General features: G+C 40.3%; 19 protein-coding genes and 1 riboswitch. Of the genes, 18 read left to right on the top strand and 1 reads right to left on the bottom strand.

Translation table 11 applies throughout. The features are described from left to right. Nucleotides 1-11 precede the first annotated feature (11 nt). The 4 genes from radC to Q7S57_05245 all read left to right on the top strand — a co-directional run bounded on the left by radC (nucleotide 12) and on the right by Q7S57_05245 (nucleotide 4335). Nucleotides 12-713, top strand: coding sequence for a DNA repair protein RadC (gene radC, locus Q7S57_05260; protein ID MDO8512659.1), 702 nt, complete (start codon nucleotides 12-14; stop codon nucleotides 711-713). Nucleotides 714-936: 223 nt separating this feature from the next. Continuing rightward, on the top strand, nucleotides 937-1818 hold the full coding sequence (locus Q7S57_05255) for a Fic family protein (protein MDO8512658.1): 882 nt from the start codon (nucleotides 937-939) through the stop codon (nucleotides 1816-1818). Nucleotides 1819-2034: 216 nt separating this feature from the next. Continuing rightward, nucleotides 2035-2862, top strand: a complete 828-nt coding sequence (dinD, locus tag Q7S57_05250) for a DNA damage-inducible protein D (protein ID MDO8512657.1) — start codon at nucleotides 2035-2037, stop codon at nucleotides 2860-2862. Nucleotides 2863-3279: 417 nt separating this feature from the next. Continuing rightward, entirely contained in the window at nucleotides 3280-4335 is a 1056-nt protein-coding gene (locus Q7S57_05245) for a virulence RhuM family protein (protein MDO8512656.1), read from the top strand. Here Q7S57_05245 and Q7S57_05240 read toward each other — a convergent pair. Next, on the bottom strand, nucleotides 4319-4528 hold the full coding sequence (locus tag Q7S57_05240; protein MDO8512655.1) for a hypothetical protein: 210 nt from the start codon (nucleotides 4526-4528) through the stop codon (nucleotides 4319-4321). The two genes, Q7S57_05245 and Q7S57_05240, sit on opposite strands and share 17 nt — an antisense overlap. A gap of 124 nt (nucleotides 4529-4652) precedes the next feature. Here Q7S57_05240 and Q7S57_05235 point away from each other — a divergent pair, with 124 nt between their 5' ends. The 14 genes from Q7S57_05235 to Q7S57_05170 all read left to right on the top strand — a co-directional run. Then, on the top strand, nucleotides 4653-6674 hold the full coding sequence (locus tag Q7S57_05235) for a hypothetical protein (GenBank protein MDO8512654.1): 2022 nt from the start codon (nucleotides 4653-4655) through the stop codon (nucleotides 6672-6674). A gap of 199 nt (nucleotides 6675-6873) precedes the next feature. Further along, nucleotides 6874-6978, top strand: a riboswitch (SAM riboswitch). 51 nt (nucleotides 6979-7029) lie between these two features. Continuing rightward, on the top strand, nucleotides 7030-8142 hold the full coding sequence (gene metK, locus Q7S57_05230) for a methionine adenosyltransferase (GenBank protein ID MDO8512653.1): 1113 nt from the start codon (nucleotides 7030-7032) through the stop codon (nucleotides 8140-8142). 228 nt (nucleotides 8143-8370) lie between these two features. Then, the gene (locus Q7S57_05225; GenBank protein MDO8512652.1) at nucleotides 8371-9327 is read left to right on the top strand and encodes a DNA adenine methylase; all 957 of its coding nucleotides are present in this window, start codon (nucleotides 8371-8373) and stop codon (nucleotides 9325-9327) included. A gap of 5 nt (nucleotides 9328-9332) precedes the next feature. Next, the gene (locus Q7S57_05220; protein ID MDO8512651.1) at nucleotides 9333-10091 is read left to right on the top strand and encodes a hypothetical protein; all 759 of its coding nucleotides are present in this window, start codon (nucleotides 9333-9335) and stop codon (nucleotides 10089-10091) included. Beyond that, complete coding sequence (locus Q7S57_05215; protein ID MDO8512650.1) at nucleotides 10092-10844, top strand: DNA methyltransferase; 753 nt, start codon at nucleotides 10092-10094, stop codon at nucleotides 10842-10844. Between the two features lie 136 nt (nucleotides 10845-10980). After that, on the top strand, nucleotides 10981-11376 hold the full coding sequence (locus Q7S57_05210; GenBank protein MDO8512649.1) for a hypothetical protein: 396 nt from the start codon (nucleotides 10981-10983) through the stop codon (nucleotides 11374-11376). Nucleotides 11377-11420: 44 nt separating this feature from the next. Continuing rightward, complete coding sequence (locus Q7S57_05205; GenBank protein MDO8512648.1) at nucleotides 11421-12167, top strand: hypothetical protein; 747 nt, start codon at nucleotides 11421-11423, stop codon at nucleotides 12165-12167. 57 nt (nucleotides 12168-12224) lie between these two features. Next, on the top strand, nucleotides 12225-12773 hold the full coding sequence (locus tag Q7S57_05200; GenBank protein MDO8512647.1) for an HD domain-containing protein: 549 nt from the start codon (nucleotides 12225-12227) through the stop codon (nucleotides 12771-12773). A 253-nt stretch (nucleotides 12774-13026) separates the two neighbouring features. Then, complete coding sequence (locus Q7S57_05195) at nucleotides 13027-14598, top strand: hypothetical protein (protein ID MDO8512646.1); 1572 nt, start codon at nucleotides 13027-13029, stop codon at nucleotides 14596-14598. A 52-nt stretch (nucleotides 14599-14650) separates the two neighbouring features. Further along, nucleotides 14651-14839: a hypothetical protein gene (locus Q7S57_05190; GenBank protein ID MDO8512645.1), complete on the top strand. Its 189-nt coding sequence runs from the start codon at nucleotides 14651-14653 to the stop codon at nucleotides 14837-14839. Between the two features lie 9 nt (nucleotides 14840-14848). Next, nucleotides 14849-15217, top strand: coding sequence for a hypothetical protein (locus tag Q7S57_05185; protein ID MDO8512644.1), 369 nt, complete (start codon nucleotides 14849-14851; stop codon nucleotides 15215-15217). Between the two features lie 570 nt (nucleotides 15218-15787). After that, nucleotides 15788-17212: an AAA family ATPase gene (locus tag Q7S57_05180; GenBank protein MDO8512643.1), complete on the top strand. Its 1425-nt coding sequence runs from the start codon at nucleotides 15788-15790 to the stop codon at nucleotides 17210-17212. Nucleotides 17213-17420: 208 nt separating this feature from the next. Beyond that, entirely contained in the window at nucleotides 17421-17735 is a 315-nt protein-coding gene (locus tag Q7S57_05175) for a hypothetical protein (protein MDO8512642.1), read from the top strand. Further along, a partial coding sequence (locus tag Q7S57_05170) for an alpha/beta fold hydrolase (protein MDO8512641.1) occupies nucleotides 17719-19033 on the top strand: 1315 nt, incomplete at its 3' end. The genes Q7S57_05175 and Q7S57_05170, both read left to right, overlap by 17 nt.

Raw genomic sequence — 19033 nt, 5'->3', positions numbered from 1 at the left:
ATGATTAATGAATGACGAATGATGATGTTGAAAACATTAATAAAATGAAACTAAAAGATCTCCCCAAACATGAACAACCGCGGGAAAAACTAATCGAAAAAGGCGTGGAAAATCTTCGTAATCAAGAATTGCTTGCGATTATTTTACGTACCGGGATTGAGGGAAAAGATGTCTTAAAAGTAGCCGGAGAAATTTTGACCAAGTATCCGATGCAAAAATTATTGTCGCTGGACTTAAAAACATTATCTGAAATTAAGGGCATTGGCCTGGGTAAAGCCAGTTTGCTTTTAGCCGCGTTCGAATTAACCAAGAGGGGTTTGGAAGTAGAAGACAATAATTTGCCAACCATTAATTCAGTTAAAGAAGTAATCGCGCAATTGCAAGAAATGCGTATGGCGAAGAAAGAACATTTTGTGGCGCTTTACCTTAATTCGAGAAATCAACTCGTCCACAAAGAAACAATTTCCATTGGCACATTAAATAGTGGTCTTGTTCATCCGCGCGAAGTATTTAAACCCGCTATTGATTTGTTGATATCAAGTATTATTGTCGCGCATAATCATCCCTCCGGCTCACCCATTCCATCTGAAAAAGATCTGGAACTAACAAAAAGATTAGTCGAAGCCGGCAAAATACTTGGTATCGAAATCTTAGATCACGTCATAATCGCCGCCAAAGAATCATTCAGTTTCAAAGAAAAAAACCTGATATAGTCGCGTCATTCCTTCCCTTATTCAAGAGCTTGTCCTCGACCACGACCTCGGGAGAAGGCGAGGATGGGTTTGTCGAGTCGTCGGAGAGTCCGTCTCTGGCCAAAGCCGGACTTGATTGGCGAATTATTCACGATTTAAGCTTCAAAACCGTGAAAAACAGCGATATTTTACGCAGTTTTCACGGTTATCTTGACAAAACCGTGAAAAACACTATAATACAAATATGCCAAAAACATTAAAAGTATTCAGCCAAATCAACTTCTTGCGTGAACGTTATTTTAAGGTGGCGATCGGTAAAGAAGCGTTGCTGAAATTAATTACCGAAAGCGAAGTTGCCGAGCAGGTATACAACTCAAACGCTATCGAAAACAGTACACTCACTTTTGAAGAGACAGAAAAAATTCTTCTTCAAATTGATCTGGATAGATTTATCACGGAACGGGAAATTTTTGAAGCAAAAAATCTCGCGCGTGTTGTTTCGTATATCGATAAAAGAGCAAAAGAATTAGAATTGAGTCTTGAAATGATTTTATCGTTGCATAAAATGCTTCTTGCAAATATTCGTGACGAGGTAGCGGGACGTTTTAGAAAAGAAAATGAATTCGTCCGCGTTGGCAGTCATGTTGCGCCACGCCCGGAAGAGGTGCTTGGTCGTCTTGAAAAAATGCTTGCCGAGTATCATTCCAATAATAACAAAAACATTATTAAACGCATTGCAAAATTGCATCTTGATTTTGAATATACACATCCGTTTATTGACGGCAACGGCAGGATTGGACGCGTGATTAACAACTTTTTATTGACGCGTGAGGGATTTGTTCCCATAAACATTAAATTTATCGACAGAAATAAATATTATGATGCTTTTATGGAATATGATGAAAAAGGCGCGACAGATATAATGGAAGAAATTGTGGGAAAAGCGCTAACCAATAGCTACCACAAGCGTTTAGCATATTTAGAAGGTAAGAAAATTATTTCCCTTTCTGAACATGCAAAAAATAACAAAATTTCACACGCTAATCTGATCAATAAAGCCAACCGCCAAACCATTGAGGCGTTCTTGGAAAAAAATATTTGGAAAATCGGGGAAGAAATAAAATAAAGTCTAATAGGGTCCGCCAGTATTCCCCTCTTTCCACGCCACGCGTAACTTTAGTGAAGTGTGGTTTCAAAGAGGGGCGAGGGGAGATTTTCGTTCACCGTCCCCCCCCCCAAAAAAAAACGCCCACAACACGCTCTTGCAAACGAAACACGAACGATTTATAATGGTGTCGAAGTTGGTCGGGTGAATAAACATTAATTTCATCATAACAACAATATGTCAAACGAAATCGCCATAAACTCGCTTAATAAAAATTTTGAGGAGATAAAAAGAACAGATGAAAACGGAATCGAATATTGGCAAGCACGGGAGTTGATGTTGCTACTTGGGTATCCTAATTGGCAAAAGGCGGAAGATGTTATTGCGCGAGCGGCGAGGGCTTGTATTAATAGCAGTCAGGCTGTGGATAACCATTTTAACCAATTGGTTAAAATGGTCGAAATCGGCTCAAACACCGTTCGTCCGGTCAAGGATTGGAAGCTTGATCGTTATGCCTGCTATCTCATCGCGCAAAACGGCGATCCTGCCAAAGAACAGATTGCAATAGCCCAAACCTATTTCGCCATTCAAACTCGCCGACAGGAGGTTTTCGAGAAGCTTTCCGATGTCGACAAGCGTCTGTTTATTCGCGGGGAAGTGTCTGATGAGAATAAGAAATTATTTAGTACGGCAAAAAAAGCTGGAGTTACCAAATTTGGTTCGTTCAATGATGCTGGTTATCGAGGTCTCTATGGAATGCCACTGCAGGAGGTTGAACAAGTAAAGGGAATAAAAAAGGGGGAACTGTTGGACAGGGCGGGTAACACCGAACTGGCGGCGAATTTGTTTAGAATCACTCAAACGGATGAGAAGATTAAAAATGAAAATATCCACGGCGACTACAACGCGTCGCGAACGCATTTTATGGTTGGTGGAAAAGTTAGACAGACGATAAAAGATATAGGTGGGGTAACACCGGAAAATTTACCACCGGAAAGACATATAAAAGAATTAAAGAAAGAAAAGAATAAGTTGTTAAAATCGAATAATAAAAAGAAAAAATAGTCGCGTCGCATCAAAAGGGTCCGTCCCTGCCGAGCAGGGTCGGACCCTGATCGGCGTTGTCGTCCGCCGTCTCCCCAAAAAAAGGAAGAGTGGAACTCTGGCTGTTTGAGTCTAGCGCTTCTTGCAAACAATACACGAACGATTTATAATAATTTTGAAAGCGAATGGGGAAAGCAATATATTATTAATTTTATTAGGGCTTGGTAATTAATAAACGCTTCAATATTATGTTCAATACGCTTCAAAGACAGCTGTCTTTGATTGAAAAAATCTCGAGGTGTACTGTAAGTACGATGAAAGATTTTTGATTGAGAAGCAGTTGTAGCCTGCCACCCTGTAGCTCCATCGGAGCGGAGGGTGGTCGGAGATGGATTGGACATAAGATGAAGTGTTTATTAATTACCAAGCCCTTAGTATATGAATTACAAAAAACATAAAATTGTTCCGAATAACAGTTATACGGAATTTTTGCTTTATACCACTCCGAACGGCAACGTAAAAGTGGAGATATTTTTACGAAATGAAAATATCTGGCTGACTCAAGACAAGATCGCCATTTTGTTTGGTGTGCAAAGGCCAGCCATTACTAAGCATCTCAAAAACATTTTTGAAAGTGATGAATTGATTGAAGATCAGGTTAGTTCCATTTTGGAACATACCACGCAACATGGTGCCCTTGAGGGGAAAACACAAACTCAATCTGTAAAGTTCTACAACCTCGATGCGATTCTTTCGGTTGGCTACAGGGTTAATAGTTCGCAGGCGACACAATTCCGAATTTGGGCGACGGAGCGATTAAAAGAATACATTATTAAGGGATTTACAATGGATGATGAGCGGTTGAAAACTCCCAACTACACCTTTGGTCACGATTACTTTGAAGAACAGTTGGCACGTATCAGAAATATTCGTTCCAGCGAGCGTAGGTTTTACCAAAAAATCACGGATATTTATGCTCAATGTAGTGCAGATTATGATCCGAATGAGGAAATAACTAAGTTGTTTTTTGCCACCGTGCAAAATAAACTCCATTTTGCCATTAGTGGTCAAACGGCGGCGGAAATTATCATCCGGAGAGTTGGTAGTAAAAAACCCAATATGGGACTTACTGTCTGGAAAAATTCACCAAAAGGAACAATTCAAAAAACCGATGTTGCGATTGCAAAAAATTATCTAGACGAAAAGGAGCTTGATGGATTAAACAGGATTGTTTCGTTGTATCTTGAATTCGCGGAAATGCAGGCACAAAAGGGGATTGTGATGCACATGAAAGATTGGGTGAATAAATTAGATTCTTTTTTACGATTTACAGAGAAAGATATTTTAAGCAACAGCGGTAAAATCAGTCATGAGGTGGCGGTCGCTTTGGCGGAAAAAGAATATGAAGAATTCAGAAAAGAGCAAGACAAAAACTATATTTCCGACTTTGACCGCGAGGTAAAAAAGTTATTAGAAATTAAGAAGAAAAAATAGTCGTGTCGTCTCCCTCCTTTACCCAAATTGCACACGCTTCGGCGGTGTTGCTTTGATAAGCAAAGGGCAGTGGTGGATTTTCGTCGCGTCGCGAGGGTCCGTCACTGGCCAAGGCCGGGGCCGGAACCCGATTGGCTTTAAAGATGTCGCCATCGGGACGGGGATGCGTTTCGTTGTATACCCGCCGTGTCATTCCTGTCCTCTGTCCCGCGTAGCCTTGTGCGAAGTGTGGAAACAGGAATCCGTCGTTGTCGCCAATGAATTAGTCGCAATCATAAACTAGTGTTAGAATAAACATATTAAAATTAAAATACATTATGGACTCTGAAAATATTGTTCCGCCAGTCGTAGCTAATCAAAATCCTGTTGATGTTTCACCGGCAGAGGGTATTTCAATGGATCCAAACAATTTCGCGCCGCCACCGCTTCAGTCTGAACAACCACAAAAACATGGTTCCGTCTTTTTTCCTGTTCTCTTACTTATTGTCGTTGTTTTGGTGGTTGTTGGGGTAGGTATCGCCTATTTTGCCTTTGGTTGGAACCCGTTTCAGCCCGCTCTTTTGCCCGACCAGGTGATTAGTAAAATGTTGGACAACGTACCAACGGTTAAATCGGCCAAATATGACGCAGAAATAACCTTTCGTTCCGAGCCACGTGATCCAGGCGCGTTACCAATGGTCCTTGAGGCGCCGAAGGTAGCGGAGCAATCAAAAGCGGTCGATCGCGATCGTGAGAGAATGCGGGTGGCGAGCAATATTATGGAAGAGCTCGCAACTTATAAACACAATCACAAAACTTATCCTACCAATCTCGCGGACGCGGTAATTGATAAACAAGAAGTCATTGATCCGTTAACGGGACAACAATATGGCTACCGTCAGGAACAAGGTGGCGCCAGTTTTCTGCTGCATATTCAACTAGAAACCGATTCTGTTACACAGGCCGCCCAAAAAGGTTACGACGAATTAGTAAAAACCAATAAAAATTTTCCACCAAAGACGATCAAAAATAGGTTGATTGAAATTGATCCCACATCATCAATCTTTTCGATAAACGTGAAACCTGCGAGTACTTCTCCTTACCCGGTTACGTTTGGCGTCGACACAATTTACCAATACTTGCCCGTTGAAATTGACGCCAAAATAAATCTTTCCGGTCAAAGCGACGTGGAATCTACAAAGGGCGCGGATAACGCCTTCAGTGGTTCAGGTAAAGTAACAATGGGCGGCAGTTCGTTTGCCGGCGGGTTGGATATAATCAGTAAAAACATGGAATACTACGCCCGAATCACCGAGGCGCCATCACTTGGTTTCTTCGACCTCGCTTCTTTGAAAGGAAAATGGATAAAGGCGACAAAAGACGACTTAGATTCGTGGGGTTGGTCGAATGAAGACACAGCCAAACTGGACGCGGAAAATGTAAAAGCGCTGCAACAATATAAGTTGTTCTTCAAAATTCTGAAAGAAAATAATCTAATCTTGGTCACTAAGGAATTGCCAAAGGAAAAAACCGCGGAAGGTACTTTTTATCACTATGTTATTCAACTCGATCTTAAAAAGAGCGCCGCGTTTTACAAGAGTCTAACGGACACAATGGAAAAAGAGTTTGGCAAAGATTCGTTGATTAAATTCAATGAAGCAACGGCGACATATTTGCAGGGAGAGGAATTTCAACAAGTGTACGGCATCTTGCAAAAAAATATCACCATGGAACTCTGGGTCGATCAAAAAGATTTTACGCCACGCAAATTTTCCTATTCCTTGCGTCTCGTTCCGCCGGATAGCGTCCAAAAAATGCAAGGGAAACAATATCGTCTAGGTGTTTCCGTTGGATTGTCACAAATCAATCAGAAGTTTACCGCCACCGCGCCAAGCCCAACAATTTCTGTGGATGAAGCAACATCGCTTGTCACCGGTCAATCAATCGATCAAATCAATCTTGGGAAACAAGTTGGCAACATCCGTGATATTCGTACGGGCCTAGAATATTATTTCGACCGCACCGGTAAATACCCGGCAGCACTTTCTGATCTTTTGAAGAAAGTGGCGGATGTTCCGGCGTCTTCGCCAATCAAAGATCCGAAAGATTTCAGCTTGCGCAGTTTAGACGCAAAGATTCAATTGGATCGCGCGTTTGTCACAGCGCTTCCAAAAGATGCCTATACCAAGACGGATTATTCTTATTCGACGGACGGCAAAATGTATCAGCTAAAATACACGATCAAAATGCCACCGAAAGACTTAAGTAGTCCATATGGTACCGATTATAATCGCTCTGAAGTGGTAGATGGCACCAACACGGCCACGGAAAAAGAGCTGTCCGTAGAAACCGTAAAATAGCTCTCACGCCTGTTCTCATCAGCCGGCGGACCAAAGCAATCAACCGCGTCGTCTTTGCGCCTGCCACTCCGTAGCCAAGAGGCGAAGGGTGGAGGCAATCTCCGTGTCGCCACCGTCATGTCATTCCTGCCCGTGAGCAGGAATCTGTCGCCTCATTTCCATCCGCCAAAATATCCGCTATAATAAACTCACAAATCAATACGCATCAAGAGCGAGCATCAGGGAACTGGCCCGTTAACAGTGCTCCGGCAACCTAACACAAACGTCAAGGTGCCACCTTCAGCCCAAATGGGAAAGATGTCTAATTCATTAGCGCTCCTATTTGGGAGCGATTCGTTTATTTTTAACAAGAAATATTATGTCATTCGTATTTTCGTCAGAGTCGGTAACAGAAGGTCACCCGGATAAAATCTGTGATCAAATTTCCGACGCCATTTTAGACGCCTGTCTAAAGCAAGATCCCAATTCACGTGTCGGCGTGGAAACCGCCGTCAAAGACAACAAAGTATTTATTTTGGGCGAACTAACTTCCAACGCCGAGATCGACGCGGAAAAAATCGCGCGTCGCGTGATTCGCGATATTGGTTATCGTGACGAAAAACTTATTTTCACTGCCGACCAAGCATTAGTGCACGTGGCGCTGTCAAAACAATCCGGCGACATCGCGCGCGGTGTGGGTAAGCGCAACGGCGAAATCGGCGCCGGCGATCAGGGGATGATGTTCGGCTACGCCGATTTGCAGACAAATGATTTTCTGCCGCTTCCCATCAGTTTGGCGCATCGCCTCGCGCGCCAACTCACAAAAGTTCGTAAAACCGGTCAATTGTCATGGCTTAGGCCCGACGGTAAAACACAGGTGACAGTACGATATGAAGGAAACGTGCCGAAAGAAATCACAGCCATTGTTGTTTCGGCGCAACACGATCCAAACATCTCGCTAAATGATTTGCGAAAAGCGATCAAAAAATTCGTCATCGATCCGGTTGTTCCCGCAAAACTGCTCGCCAAAAAAGTGCAGATTCTCATTAATCCAACCGGACGTTTTGTCATCGGTGGGCCGGTGGGGGATTCGGGTGTCACGGGCAGGAAAATAATTGTGGACACGTACGGCGGTTGGGCACGACACGGCGGGGGCGCATTTTCCGGCAAGGATGCCACGAAAGTGGATCGTTCCGGTGCCTACGCCGCCCGGCAAGTGGCGTTGTCGGTTGTAAAGAAAGGAATGGCGCAGCGCTGTGAAGTGCAACTCGCCTACGCCATCGGCGTGGCCCAGCCGGTGAGTGTGATGGTGGAAACATTCGGAACGGAAATAAAACCCAAAGAAGAAATCGAGAAATTTGTGGCAAAAATAGATTTCCGCCCCGCGGCAATAATAGAAAGATTAAATCTAAGAAAACCAATCTTCCAAAAAACCGCCGCGTACGGGCATTTCGGAAAACCAGAATTTTCGTGGGAAAAAGTGGTGTAGTCGAGCATTCCTTCCCTTATTCAAGGGAAGGCGAGGATGGGTTCCGTCAGTCGTCAGTCTTTGCGAGGCGCTTCAGCGCCGAAGCAATCTCCGTCCTGTCGTCGTCCCGTCCACCGCCACCCCCCCAAAAAAAACGCCGGTAAAACAAAACAATTTTTAGATGTATACTTGTGTTTGTGGGTATAGTAAGTGACATATTGCGTAAAACTTGAGATTAACAATGAATTCATGACGACAAAAGAAGCAGTTCTAAACATTCAAAAACGATTCGATATTAACTCGATTTTTGCGCGTCGAGTCTATTCTCTTGCTGATAAAACAAATCTGTTTGATGATTCAGCGCGAATTATTGCAGAAAAACCAAAGCCGTTTGTTAAATGGGTTGGCGGTAAGCGCCAGCTCCTTGAACAATTCAAAAGAATGAATCTTTATCCGCCAGAAAAATTTGATCCTAAAAAAAATAGGTACTTTGAACCATTTGTGGGTGGAGGAGCAGTTTTTTTTGACTTGCTTCCTGAAAAAGGATTTCTTTCTGACTTAAACAAAGAACTTATTATTACGTACAATGTAATCAAGAATGATCTTGAGAAGTTGATCGTCTCTCTAAAGAAACACAAAACTAATAAGGAATATTTTCTAAAGATTCGTGCTCAGGACCCAAATAAATTAAGCGACGTTGCTGTGGCTTCTCGGTTTATATTCCTCAATCGAACATGTTTTAACGGTTTATATAGAGTTAATGGGAAGGGTAAGTTTAATGTACCGTTTGGCAAATACACCAATCCGCGTATTTGTGACGAGGGTAATTTACAAAAAGTTTCAAAGGCGCTTCAAGATATTGAAATTAAACACCAAGACTACAAAGCGATTTTAGGAGAAGCCCAAAAAAGCGATTTTATCTATTTTGATCCACCATATTATCCGGTTAGCAAGACCGCATCATTTACGTCTTATACGGCCAAGATGTTTCTTGAAAAAGAACAAATGGAGCTTCGTGACACATTTGTTGAATTACATAAAAGAGGATGCTTCGTTATGCTTTCAAACTCCGATACCCCATTTATAAAAGAAATATATTCTGGAATCAAAGGTGTAAATATTACAAAAGTTCAGGCGGGCAGAGCCATTAATTCTAATGGTTCTAAACGAGGAAAAATCACAGAGAGCTTAATAATTAATTATTAAAATCTATGGCCAACAATAATTCTTGGATAAAAATATTTGAGGATAATAAAATCTTAGAACATAATTTTTCTAAACTACCATTCTATTTATCCGCAAAAGATATAAAAAAATCTGTTCAAGATTTTAAAAACACAACAGAAAAAGAAGTCCGGATTTTATGCAAGATGGATACAAGGGAAAGTGTTCCAGAAATAATGAAAGAAAATAGGTTAGTCTTGTTGCCAGTCAAAAATGGCCAATATGTAATTGTAAAAGGGGAGGGATATGTTGATATCCCAGAAATTAAAAGTGAAGCTGAGATTTATAATACCAAGCTAGATTTTGATTTAGATACGGCAAAAATCGGAAATTCTGAGATGCAACACCTTGATTTTGCTTATGCCTCAAGCCTCATCAGAACATTTATGGAAGATTCCTCCCTCGTACTAACAATTAGGGGGAGAAAGTATACACCTGAGTTTAGTTATAAAATTGGTAATGACACAATTGAAACAAAAGGAGTCCAGACAGAAGTTGATGCTGGTTATGAAGGAAAAGATAAAGTTGTTTTGATAGAAGCTAAAAATTCGTCTACTAAAAATACAATCATTAGGCAATTGTATTATCCATACAGACAATGGACAGAACATACAAAAAAAGAAGTTTTCTTGTTATTTTTCGAAAAAAGAATAGATGAATACTTAATTTGGCAATATAAGTTTACCGATAAAAACAATTACGATTCTATTAAATTAGTTAAATCTAAAAAATATAAGATTGTTTAAATGTCTGAAAAAGAAAAGAAACTTAATCCAGACGAATTTGAACTAGAATGTACGACAGTTTGGGCATTTCCAAGACGAGGCAATTGGGCGACTCATACATCAGATTGGCGAGGTAATTGGTCGCCCGAAGTAGCTCGCAACCTTATTTTACGTTATTCGAAAGAGGGTGACGTCTTGCTTGATCCCATGATTGGAGGAGGGACAACTGCGATTGAAGCAAAGATATTAAACAGAAATATCATTTGCTCTGATGTAAATGATGTTGCTCTTGAACGAACGAAAAAAAGTCTTGCGTTTAAAGTAGAGAATAAAGCTTGGCAGAAGGTATTAAAAAGAGACGCCAGAGACCTTAGTAAGGCCAATGATGAAAGCATTGACTTTATTCTTACGCACCCACCATATGTAGACATTATTAAATATAGTGAAGGAAAAATAAAAGAAGATTTATCTAATATTCATGGAATTGATGATTTTGTTGATGAAATGGGAAAAGTCGCCAAGGAACTATATAGAGTTTTAAAGACTGGAAAGTATTGCGCAATATTAATAGGTGACACAAGGCGTAACAAAATGTATCAACCCCTTGCCTTTAAAGTTATGCAAAAGTTTTTAGATGTAGGCTTTGTTTTGAAAGAAGACATAATAAAAAGGCAGTTCAACTGCAAAGCTACTGGTTTTTGGGTTAATAAATCAAGAGAATCAAATTTTTTACTAATAATGCATGAGCATCTATTTGTTTTTCAAAGAGTTTGAAAACATGTGTGGTATTTAGAGAACTCTCAATTTTCTCAAGAGCCAATTGAGATGTTGAGAAAAAAATATTTGCATTTTTATTGTCGACAAGCGCAATGTTTATGATATTGAAATTCAATTGTCGTTGTGGTCAAAAATGGTTGATCGTAGTATTTATTTTGTGGATGTATACTTTGTAAGTATGGAACTAATAATGTCTGTAGGTGGCTTGGTTGTCGGTGTGGTGGGTATTGTGCTTGCTTGGATTTCCGACAGAAAACGAACGCAAGTTGAAACCTATATTCAAGCAAGCGCGGATGCTATTAGTAGTAGTTTAAATAGAATCAAACAATGTTCTGATTGGGCAAAATTTCATTTTGATAAACTTCTTCCCATGGTTCTTAAAATCCAAGACGAAGGTGAAAGAGAAAAAGCTGCAATTCATGCTAAGGATGGTCGGGCGGACGCTACAGCCATAGGGGATGCACATGACATTATTCAGGATCAGCTTTCTGTTTTGCGCACCAAAGGAAAAAATGCCAAAACAAAATAATTTGAGAGATGGTAAAGGTGGATTAGGCAGAGTTAGTTGAAAATTTGAAAGAATATATAAGGATAATAATTTATATTGTTTACGAAAAAATGTTGTCATATATTTTAAATAAGCCAGAAGTTTTTTCAGCGATAATTCAAGTTGTCGGTGCTCTTATGGTGTCTTTAATAGGTGTTGGTGTGGCATTTCGACAAATACAATCACAATTTAAGCAAAAAGTAGTTTATGACGGTTGGATGTCTTTGCAAGAAAAACTTTTCGATTTTTCTCATAAACTTGTAGATTACAACGCATCAATTCAGTTTTTGCCTTGGTATTTAGAACAGCGTCATAATCGATTGGTTAATGGGGGTAATGAGCAAGAGTATGAACGTAAACGTAGGGATGAATTGGATGAAAAATATATTGCAATGCACGGGTCTTTTAATGATTTCATCCAATCTTATGAGGATCACGAAGTTATTTTTCTGTCTTTGAGAAAAATGAAAAAAGAATTTTATGAGCGTTTTGATGATCGGATAGGAGTGTATATTTTTTGGGAAATTGAACGTAATATCTTTCCGCAGTATTTTGGACAAAACTCGGAAAAGAATGTGGATGAAATAAAACAAATGATTAAAAAACACACACAAGACACAATGGACTTAATTGTTTGGCTTGGTGATTTTCGAATCCAGTTGCAAAATTTAACGATTGGTAAAATATTGGGGCAGTCTGTTCCTGAGCGTGTGCCTGAAGAAGAACACGAAGTTCTTAGAAAAGATGGATTTGTGAAAATAAAAGGGAAATAGGTGATCTAAAGGTGTCAGGCACATTTATTGATTATTTTTCAAGTATTGATTAAATATATGTCTCAATTTCAAAAAGCAATTCGGTTTGCCACTACTGCTCACACTGGGCAAGCGCGGAAAGGGAAGCCTTTGGTTCCTTATATTACTCATCCGCTTGGAGTTGCTTTGATTTTGGCTCGGGTTGGGGCTTCGGAGGATGTTATTACGGCGGGAATTCTGCATGATACTGTGGAAGATAGTGGTGGGAAAATTACACTTGATGATATTGCGCTGGAATTTGGCGAGGCGGTTGCTGAACTTGTCGGTCATGTTACGGAACCGGATCATGACACTCTTCCATGGGCGGAAAGAAAAGAGGCGGCTCGGGCGCACGTTTTATCTATGCCTAAAGAAGCCTTACTGTTAAAGTCCGCGGATTTTCTGCACAACATCAGTGATCTTCTTATTGATTTGGAGGAAGAAGGTGAAGACGCGTGGAAATGTTTTAGCGCGCCAAAAGAACCAATGACCGAGCATTTGAAAAAGTTAGCTGAGTCTCTCTCGAAAGCGTGGTCGGAAAATCCTTTGCTTGGGGAGGTGCGGGACGCGGTGGGGCGGTTGCGCTGATTCCTGCTTGCGGGCAGGAATGACGTGTTGCGACGGATGACGCGGGAGATTGCTTCGCCTCGCCCTTGGCGATGGTTCGCAAAGACTACCGATTACGGGGTGGGGCAACTAAACCCATCCTCGCCTTCCCTTATAATGGGAAGAATATCGACGCTGATTCCTGCTCACGGGCAGGAATGATTTGGAGATTGCGGGTAAACTTGCAAAATATTGGAAAACTGCAAGGATGTTGGTATGACAAGTTTTAATCCATATGAAGTCTAAGGAACAAGTAATACAACTGAGTGAACTTTTTGGCATTCTGGCAACAGGGAATACTGCGCAAATAAAGGAAGTTAAAAAGAATCTGGCAAAAATTGATCGTTATTCGGGAAATTTTTCTGCCCCGGCGAAGGTGTATATTTTTGATCAAATTAAAAATATCGATGATATAAAAGATCCTCTGCATATATCGGCTGTTATTGCAGGTCTTGGAATTTTTTATCTGTCTCTTTTGGATGATTATTTTTTGGAAATTTGTTCGTTTACGCTGAAGTATTTACAGCATCCAGATGGGCGCGTGCGCGAACAAACGCGTAAAGCGGCTTCATGGTTGCGAATTATGAATAGGCGTCGCGAAAAGATTTCCGATTTAAAGCCGGAAATAAAAGAACTTGTCAAACGGGAGACTAAGGCTTTTGATGATTTGTTAAAATCCTTGAAGGAGTTAATTTATAAATATACACCGGAAAATCGTCCGACTTACATTGGTGACACTGGTCCTTCTGTTTATAAAACGCTGGTATTGTTTTGGTACGATATGAATCCTGTTGCTTTTGAATATGATGTAAATAAGGAATCACAAAACCCACTAAGCGACGACTATATTCCGCGTTTTGGAAATAGTGATTACGAAGAAGAAGTTGATCCGGAAGAAATCAGAGATAATATTTGGCTGGATAAAAAGGATGGAGATCCAGGACAAGCTGTGAAGTGGCTGAAAAAACTTGAAGCAATTGCAATCGCGCGTTTTGAAAAATCCTCGGCGCATCTTGGGTTGAATAAGACGGAAATAGTGGAAATGATGACCATAATTCGCAAGGAAGGACAGGTGGCAAGTACAAAAATTCTTGAGCGTCACCTTTCCCGTCTAAGTGAAAATGGCGATATTGCGTGGGCAAAAGTAAATAATTTTGTTCGTGACATAGAGGCTTTTGGTAATCATTGTATCGCCGAAAATGAGCACGGCTTTATTTCTTTTTTGCTGGTAGAGGCTGTTACTGAACGCGAATGCAGTTTTTCCGGAAAGCCGGAAAATCTAGTTGATTTTATGGAGTTAATTTGTTTAAGTCATGAAATGGTCGATAAGTTTTTTGATCAGCATGAAAAAAAATGCGGGGTGGATCGCAATGAACTACTTGAATTGATTGATAAGACGAGGGATGGTTTAAAAAAAGAAGATAAACATATAGAGGAGTTAGTGGCAAGTTTGGACGCGGACGAAATTGATCGTTTGTATGGCCGTTCAATTGCTCATCATATGCTAGATTGGTTTATTCAATCCGACCCTAAAGCATTTAACCGCATGCAAGACCCTCGCAAGATTGTGGCTTATATCGCTTACGCCGTTCGCGAAATCAATAGCGATATATTACGGCTGGTGAGGTTGCATTACGCCAATAGTGATCTTACTACGTTTGGCGGTTGGGCAGGATCAGGTTCTTTTAATATGGTTAGATACGCAATATTACGGCCAATCCTGGAAATGGTTGGTGATCCGAGTCTGCTGTTAATTGATCCGGTAAGAGTAAAGAAAGCGGAGTGGTTTAGAAGAGATCTTTATTGATCGATTTTTTCAGTGTCTATTGCTAAGAAATATCTGGTGATAAAATATAAATATGACCCAAAAAACAATAATCAATAAGGAGGGAGAAGAAAAAAACGATACGGAGGCCGGACAGTACGACGATTGTGAGATTTGTCGCGCGATGCAAGGGGCGGAAAAAGAAGGGCGCGATCTTAGTGAGGCGGAACTCATGGAGGCCTTCACAAGGCAGAATAAGATAAACAGTGAAAGAGAAGAGTAATCAACCGCCATGTCCTCAAAAAGTCCAACGAAAATAATTACCTACAAATGTGAAAATTGCGGACGCAAGGTGATGATTGGCGATGATCGCGAAAAAGAAGCAGAGTGTTTTCCTTGCGAAACGGGTAAATTTTTGAAGGAATTAAGGCGGGACCCGATTACGATGGATCTAATTGCAGAAGGGCTTCAATTGTCGATGAGTTCATTGGCTGAGAATACGAAAGCGGCATATGAGGTTGGCAAGGATGCGTTTGAGGGAGACGAGGAGGAAGAACTGTTGGATGTTCTTTCAAAAATAAAAAATTTGAAAAAATCGACTGACAAAATTGTTGGCGAGATGAAAAAGAAAAATACGAAGAAGAGGAAGAAAACGGATTAGTGTGATTTCAGGGCGGTCTGGCCGGAAAATCCTTTGCTTGGGGAGATACGGGACGCGGTGGGACGGATAAAACCTTGAATTTTCAACAAGTAAACGCTTCAAAAATTGGCTACGGAAAGGGAATAAACACGAGGCAAACGCCACTAACCCTTTGTAGGGGTATAGTATTGACCGATTGTAACCCTTTCAAGTTTGTATACATCTCTTGACACAATAGATACAAACTATGCCAGTTTGTATCATAGGGCTAAAACAGGTATAAAACAGGTATAATTAGACCTATTATTGATAAATCCAACAAGAAATTGTGCCAAATAATGGCTAACAGAAGGAAATAAAATGAAAAAATTTTACTAACCCCTTGAGATGGGTTAGTAAAGAGAAGGAACGGATGGTTTTGGGGTGTTAGGGCTGGATGGTGGAATTTGAGCATAATTAGTCCAATTCGCAAGAAAATAATCAAGAAACGCCGTCTAAATTGTGCTAGTAAAAGCCAAAATAACAGTGCTTGACAACACCTGTATAGTCAAATATACTACAAACATATAATTGTTGAATAGTCTACTATATATGAATCAAGAACTTATACAGTATTTGCAGAAACAAATTTTAACCACCGATGACCGGTTAAGGCATTTTACACACAATCAGAATGGAGAAAAGCATCCGCAGCGTTTTTTGTACGTAAAATTGCATAAATACGTGAGCGATTTTCTGGACAAGAAATCATCAAACAGAATGATTATTATTCCCGGGTTTAGGGGTGTTGGAAAAACGACAATTGTTGCTCAAGTTTGTTCTGAATTCGTAAAAAAAGATGCGCGCGTCTTCTTTTTGTCCGTGGAAGACTTGAGGAATTATTTCGATGTGGGGATTAATGAGATAATATCGGCATACGAAAAAATTATCGGTGAAAATTTGGAAAGTATTAAAAAACCGATTTTATTCTTTCTTGACGAAGTTCAAACGGATCCCAAATGGGCTGTGACGATGAAGTCAATCTTTGAAAGAACTAACAATGTTTTTTTGTGTGTCACCGGTTCTTCGGCAATTATTTTACAGTCAACGCCTGATATCGCGCGAAGAGCCATATTTGAACCAATGACACCAATGTGCTTTGGTGAATACCAAATGATAAAAAATAAAATTTTCCCGACTCTCGGACTGAAAAGTAAAATTAGGCAAGCAGTTTATTTTTCAGAAACCGCTGAAGATGTTTATAAAAATCTATCCGGTTTAGTGAGTTCTGTTAATGGATATTGGTCGAAAATTGACAGAAATGACGTAAAAAAATATTTATCATACGGAACTTTCCCATTCGCTTTAACGGCGCCGGATGAAATGTCCATTTATGACAACATCTCATTGTTGCTGGAAAAAATTATTAAACAAGATATGCCGACTCTTGGTAGTTTTGATCAGGACACGCTTGGAGCAGTGAAAAGGATTTTGTTTGCAATTGCTGAAAATGACGTAACGAGTCTTAGCACATTGGCGAATAAGTTTTCCATCAATCGATTAACACTTGCCAATATTTTTGATGTTTTAGAAAAAGCAGAACTTTTAGTGAAAATTTCACCGCACGGTTCCAATATGACTGTTGCCAACAAGCCCAATAAGTATTTGTTTATGAGTCCGGCAATTAGAATGTCATTTTTTTATTTCTCCGGCAACGAAAATACCTATTTAACCAGACAGGGTAAATTATTGGAGGATTCTATCGGTGCTCATCTGTATCGGGAGTTGATTTTGAGAGGAGATGGTATTATTCGTTATGATAGCGCTGAAGGAGGAGCTGATTTTGTTTTGCAAATCGGAAATTCTAAAAAGATAGTTGTCGAAGTTGGTCTTGGCGATAAAAACATGAAACAGGTTATCAATACGATGCGCAAAATAAAATCTGATTACGGTTTGATTTTTTCTAATACCGAACTAAAATTTAACAAAGAGGTTAATATCGTTTCAGTACCGCTTGATTATTATTTTTTGATGTGAACGCACTTTAACGTGCCGAAAGAAAAACAGATTGAACACTATCAAAACCTTGTCGAGGCGCTTGGGGCGGTTTGGCTGGAAATCCTTTGCTTGGGGAGATGCGGGAGGGGATGGAGCGGATAAACCCATCCCCGCCTTCCCTTGGATAAGGGAAGGAATACGGCGGGATTGGTTTTGTATTATTGTTTTAGGGTGCTAAAATATAAATATGATTGTGGATATGTTCTTGCGGTTATTGGGGGAGAATCCTGCGGGGTATCCGACTTTTTCGGATAAAATTGCAATGATACTGGCGGCTCTTTTGGGATATTCTGAAATATATCTTCGATATGTGCTGGCGGTAATACCGTGGTTATGGCTTTTCTTAGATAAAAAAAGGGGACATACGATTACACGGAGAAAAATTATTATTGTGATCTTGCTTAGTATTTTATTGTTTTTCGTTGGCGCTAGTTTGCCATGGTTGATATTTTCTGGTTTATGGGGGATGATGGTAACAGGAATTTATGGTGGACAAATATAGGAAAATAGCATTTTTGGGCTGTCTAGCTCTTTTCTTTTTGCCTTTTTTTACTGTCCATGCAGAATATGATGGCAACCCGGTAGTTCTGGTTCCTGGGATGTTGGCTTCTTTTGATAAAAAGCTCATGCTTCATGATATCGAAGATAATAAATGGGGTTTTATTTGGCGTGGTAATGTATACAAAGCGTTAATTAAAGAGCTGGAAAACTATGGCTATGAAGAAGGAAAAACTCTTTTTATCGCCTATTATGATTGGCGAAAGCCGGTTGATGAAACATACAAGAAATACTTGATGCCGAAAATTGATGAAGCTCGTGCCAAGAGTGGTAAGCGACAAGTGGATATTGTGGCGCACAGCATGGGCGGTCTTTTAGCGCGCGCCTATATTCAAAGTAATAATTATCAGGATGATGTTAATAAAATTGTAATGATGGGGACGCCAAACAAGGGTTCTACTGAAGCTTACGTTGTTTGGGAGGGTGGAATATATCCAAATAGTTGGAATGTTTTTTATAAATGGGGTTTTGATGTTTTGCATTGGAACCTAAAAAGAACTCGCAAACTTCCTAATATCCAACCTCCTCTTTCATTCCGTGAATTCTTTCCTTCCCTTCGCGATGTTTTGCCGACAACAAATTTTGTAAAACGTGACGGAACCCTTTTGTCCTTATCTGAAATGGCGGAAAAGAACAATTTTCTGATTGATTTGAACAGTAGTGCCCATCTGATTAAATCGCGCGTAAAAGAAGCGCGTATTTATGCGGGTTTATCAGGTAAAACAATGGATGAGATAATAATAGGTGGAATTTGTACTGTTGATGACAATACCTATAATCGTTGGCGTGATGGTCATCCTAATCCGGATCCACCAACGGCTGATTCGGATGAAGGTGATGAAACAGTATTACTAACAAGCGCAAAGCTTCTCGATATAGAAAATTACACGTATGACGGCACTTCGCATATCAAAATTCCGGATGACGCGCGTGCTTCTGTTTCCGAATTTTTTAACCCCCCGGTATTGGCCTATTTACCGCAACCATTCAGAAGGGTTGTGCAAAATTTTGTTACTGTGCCAACAGTTAGAGCCGATGAGAGTGATTTGTATGTTGCGCCGGATTCGATGCTCTCCTTTACCGTCTCTCCCAATGTCGATTTCGAAGTGACCGATCCCGACGGGAAGATTCTTTCACGGACTGAAAACCAACTCGGTGAAGACAATGCCAATTTTGACGATGACCCTTCCGACCCTGACGATATTATCCTTGTTACCATTCGTAATCCAAAAGTAGGGAAGT

This window comes from bacterium, assembly GCA_030647555.1.
Classification (GTDB): domain Bacteria; phylum Patescibacteriota; class Andersenbacteria; order UBA10190; family CAIZMI01; genus CAIZMI01.
This window is presented reverse-complemented; position numbering and strand designations above follow the sequence as displayed.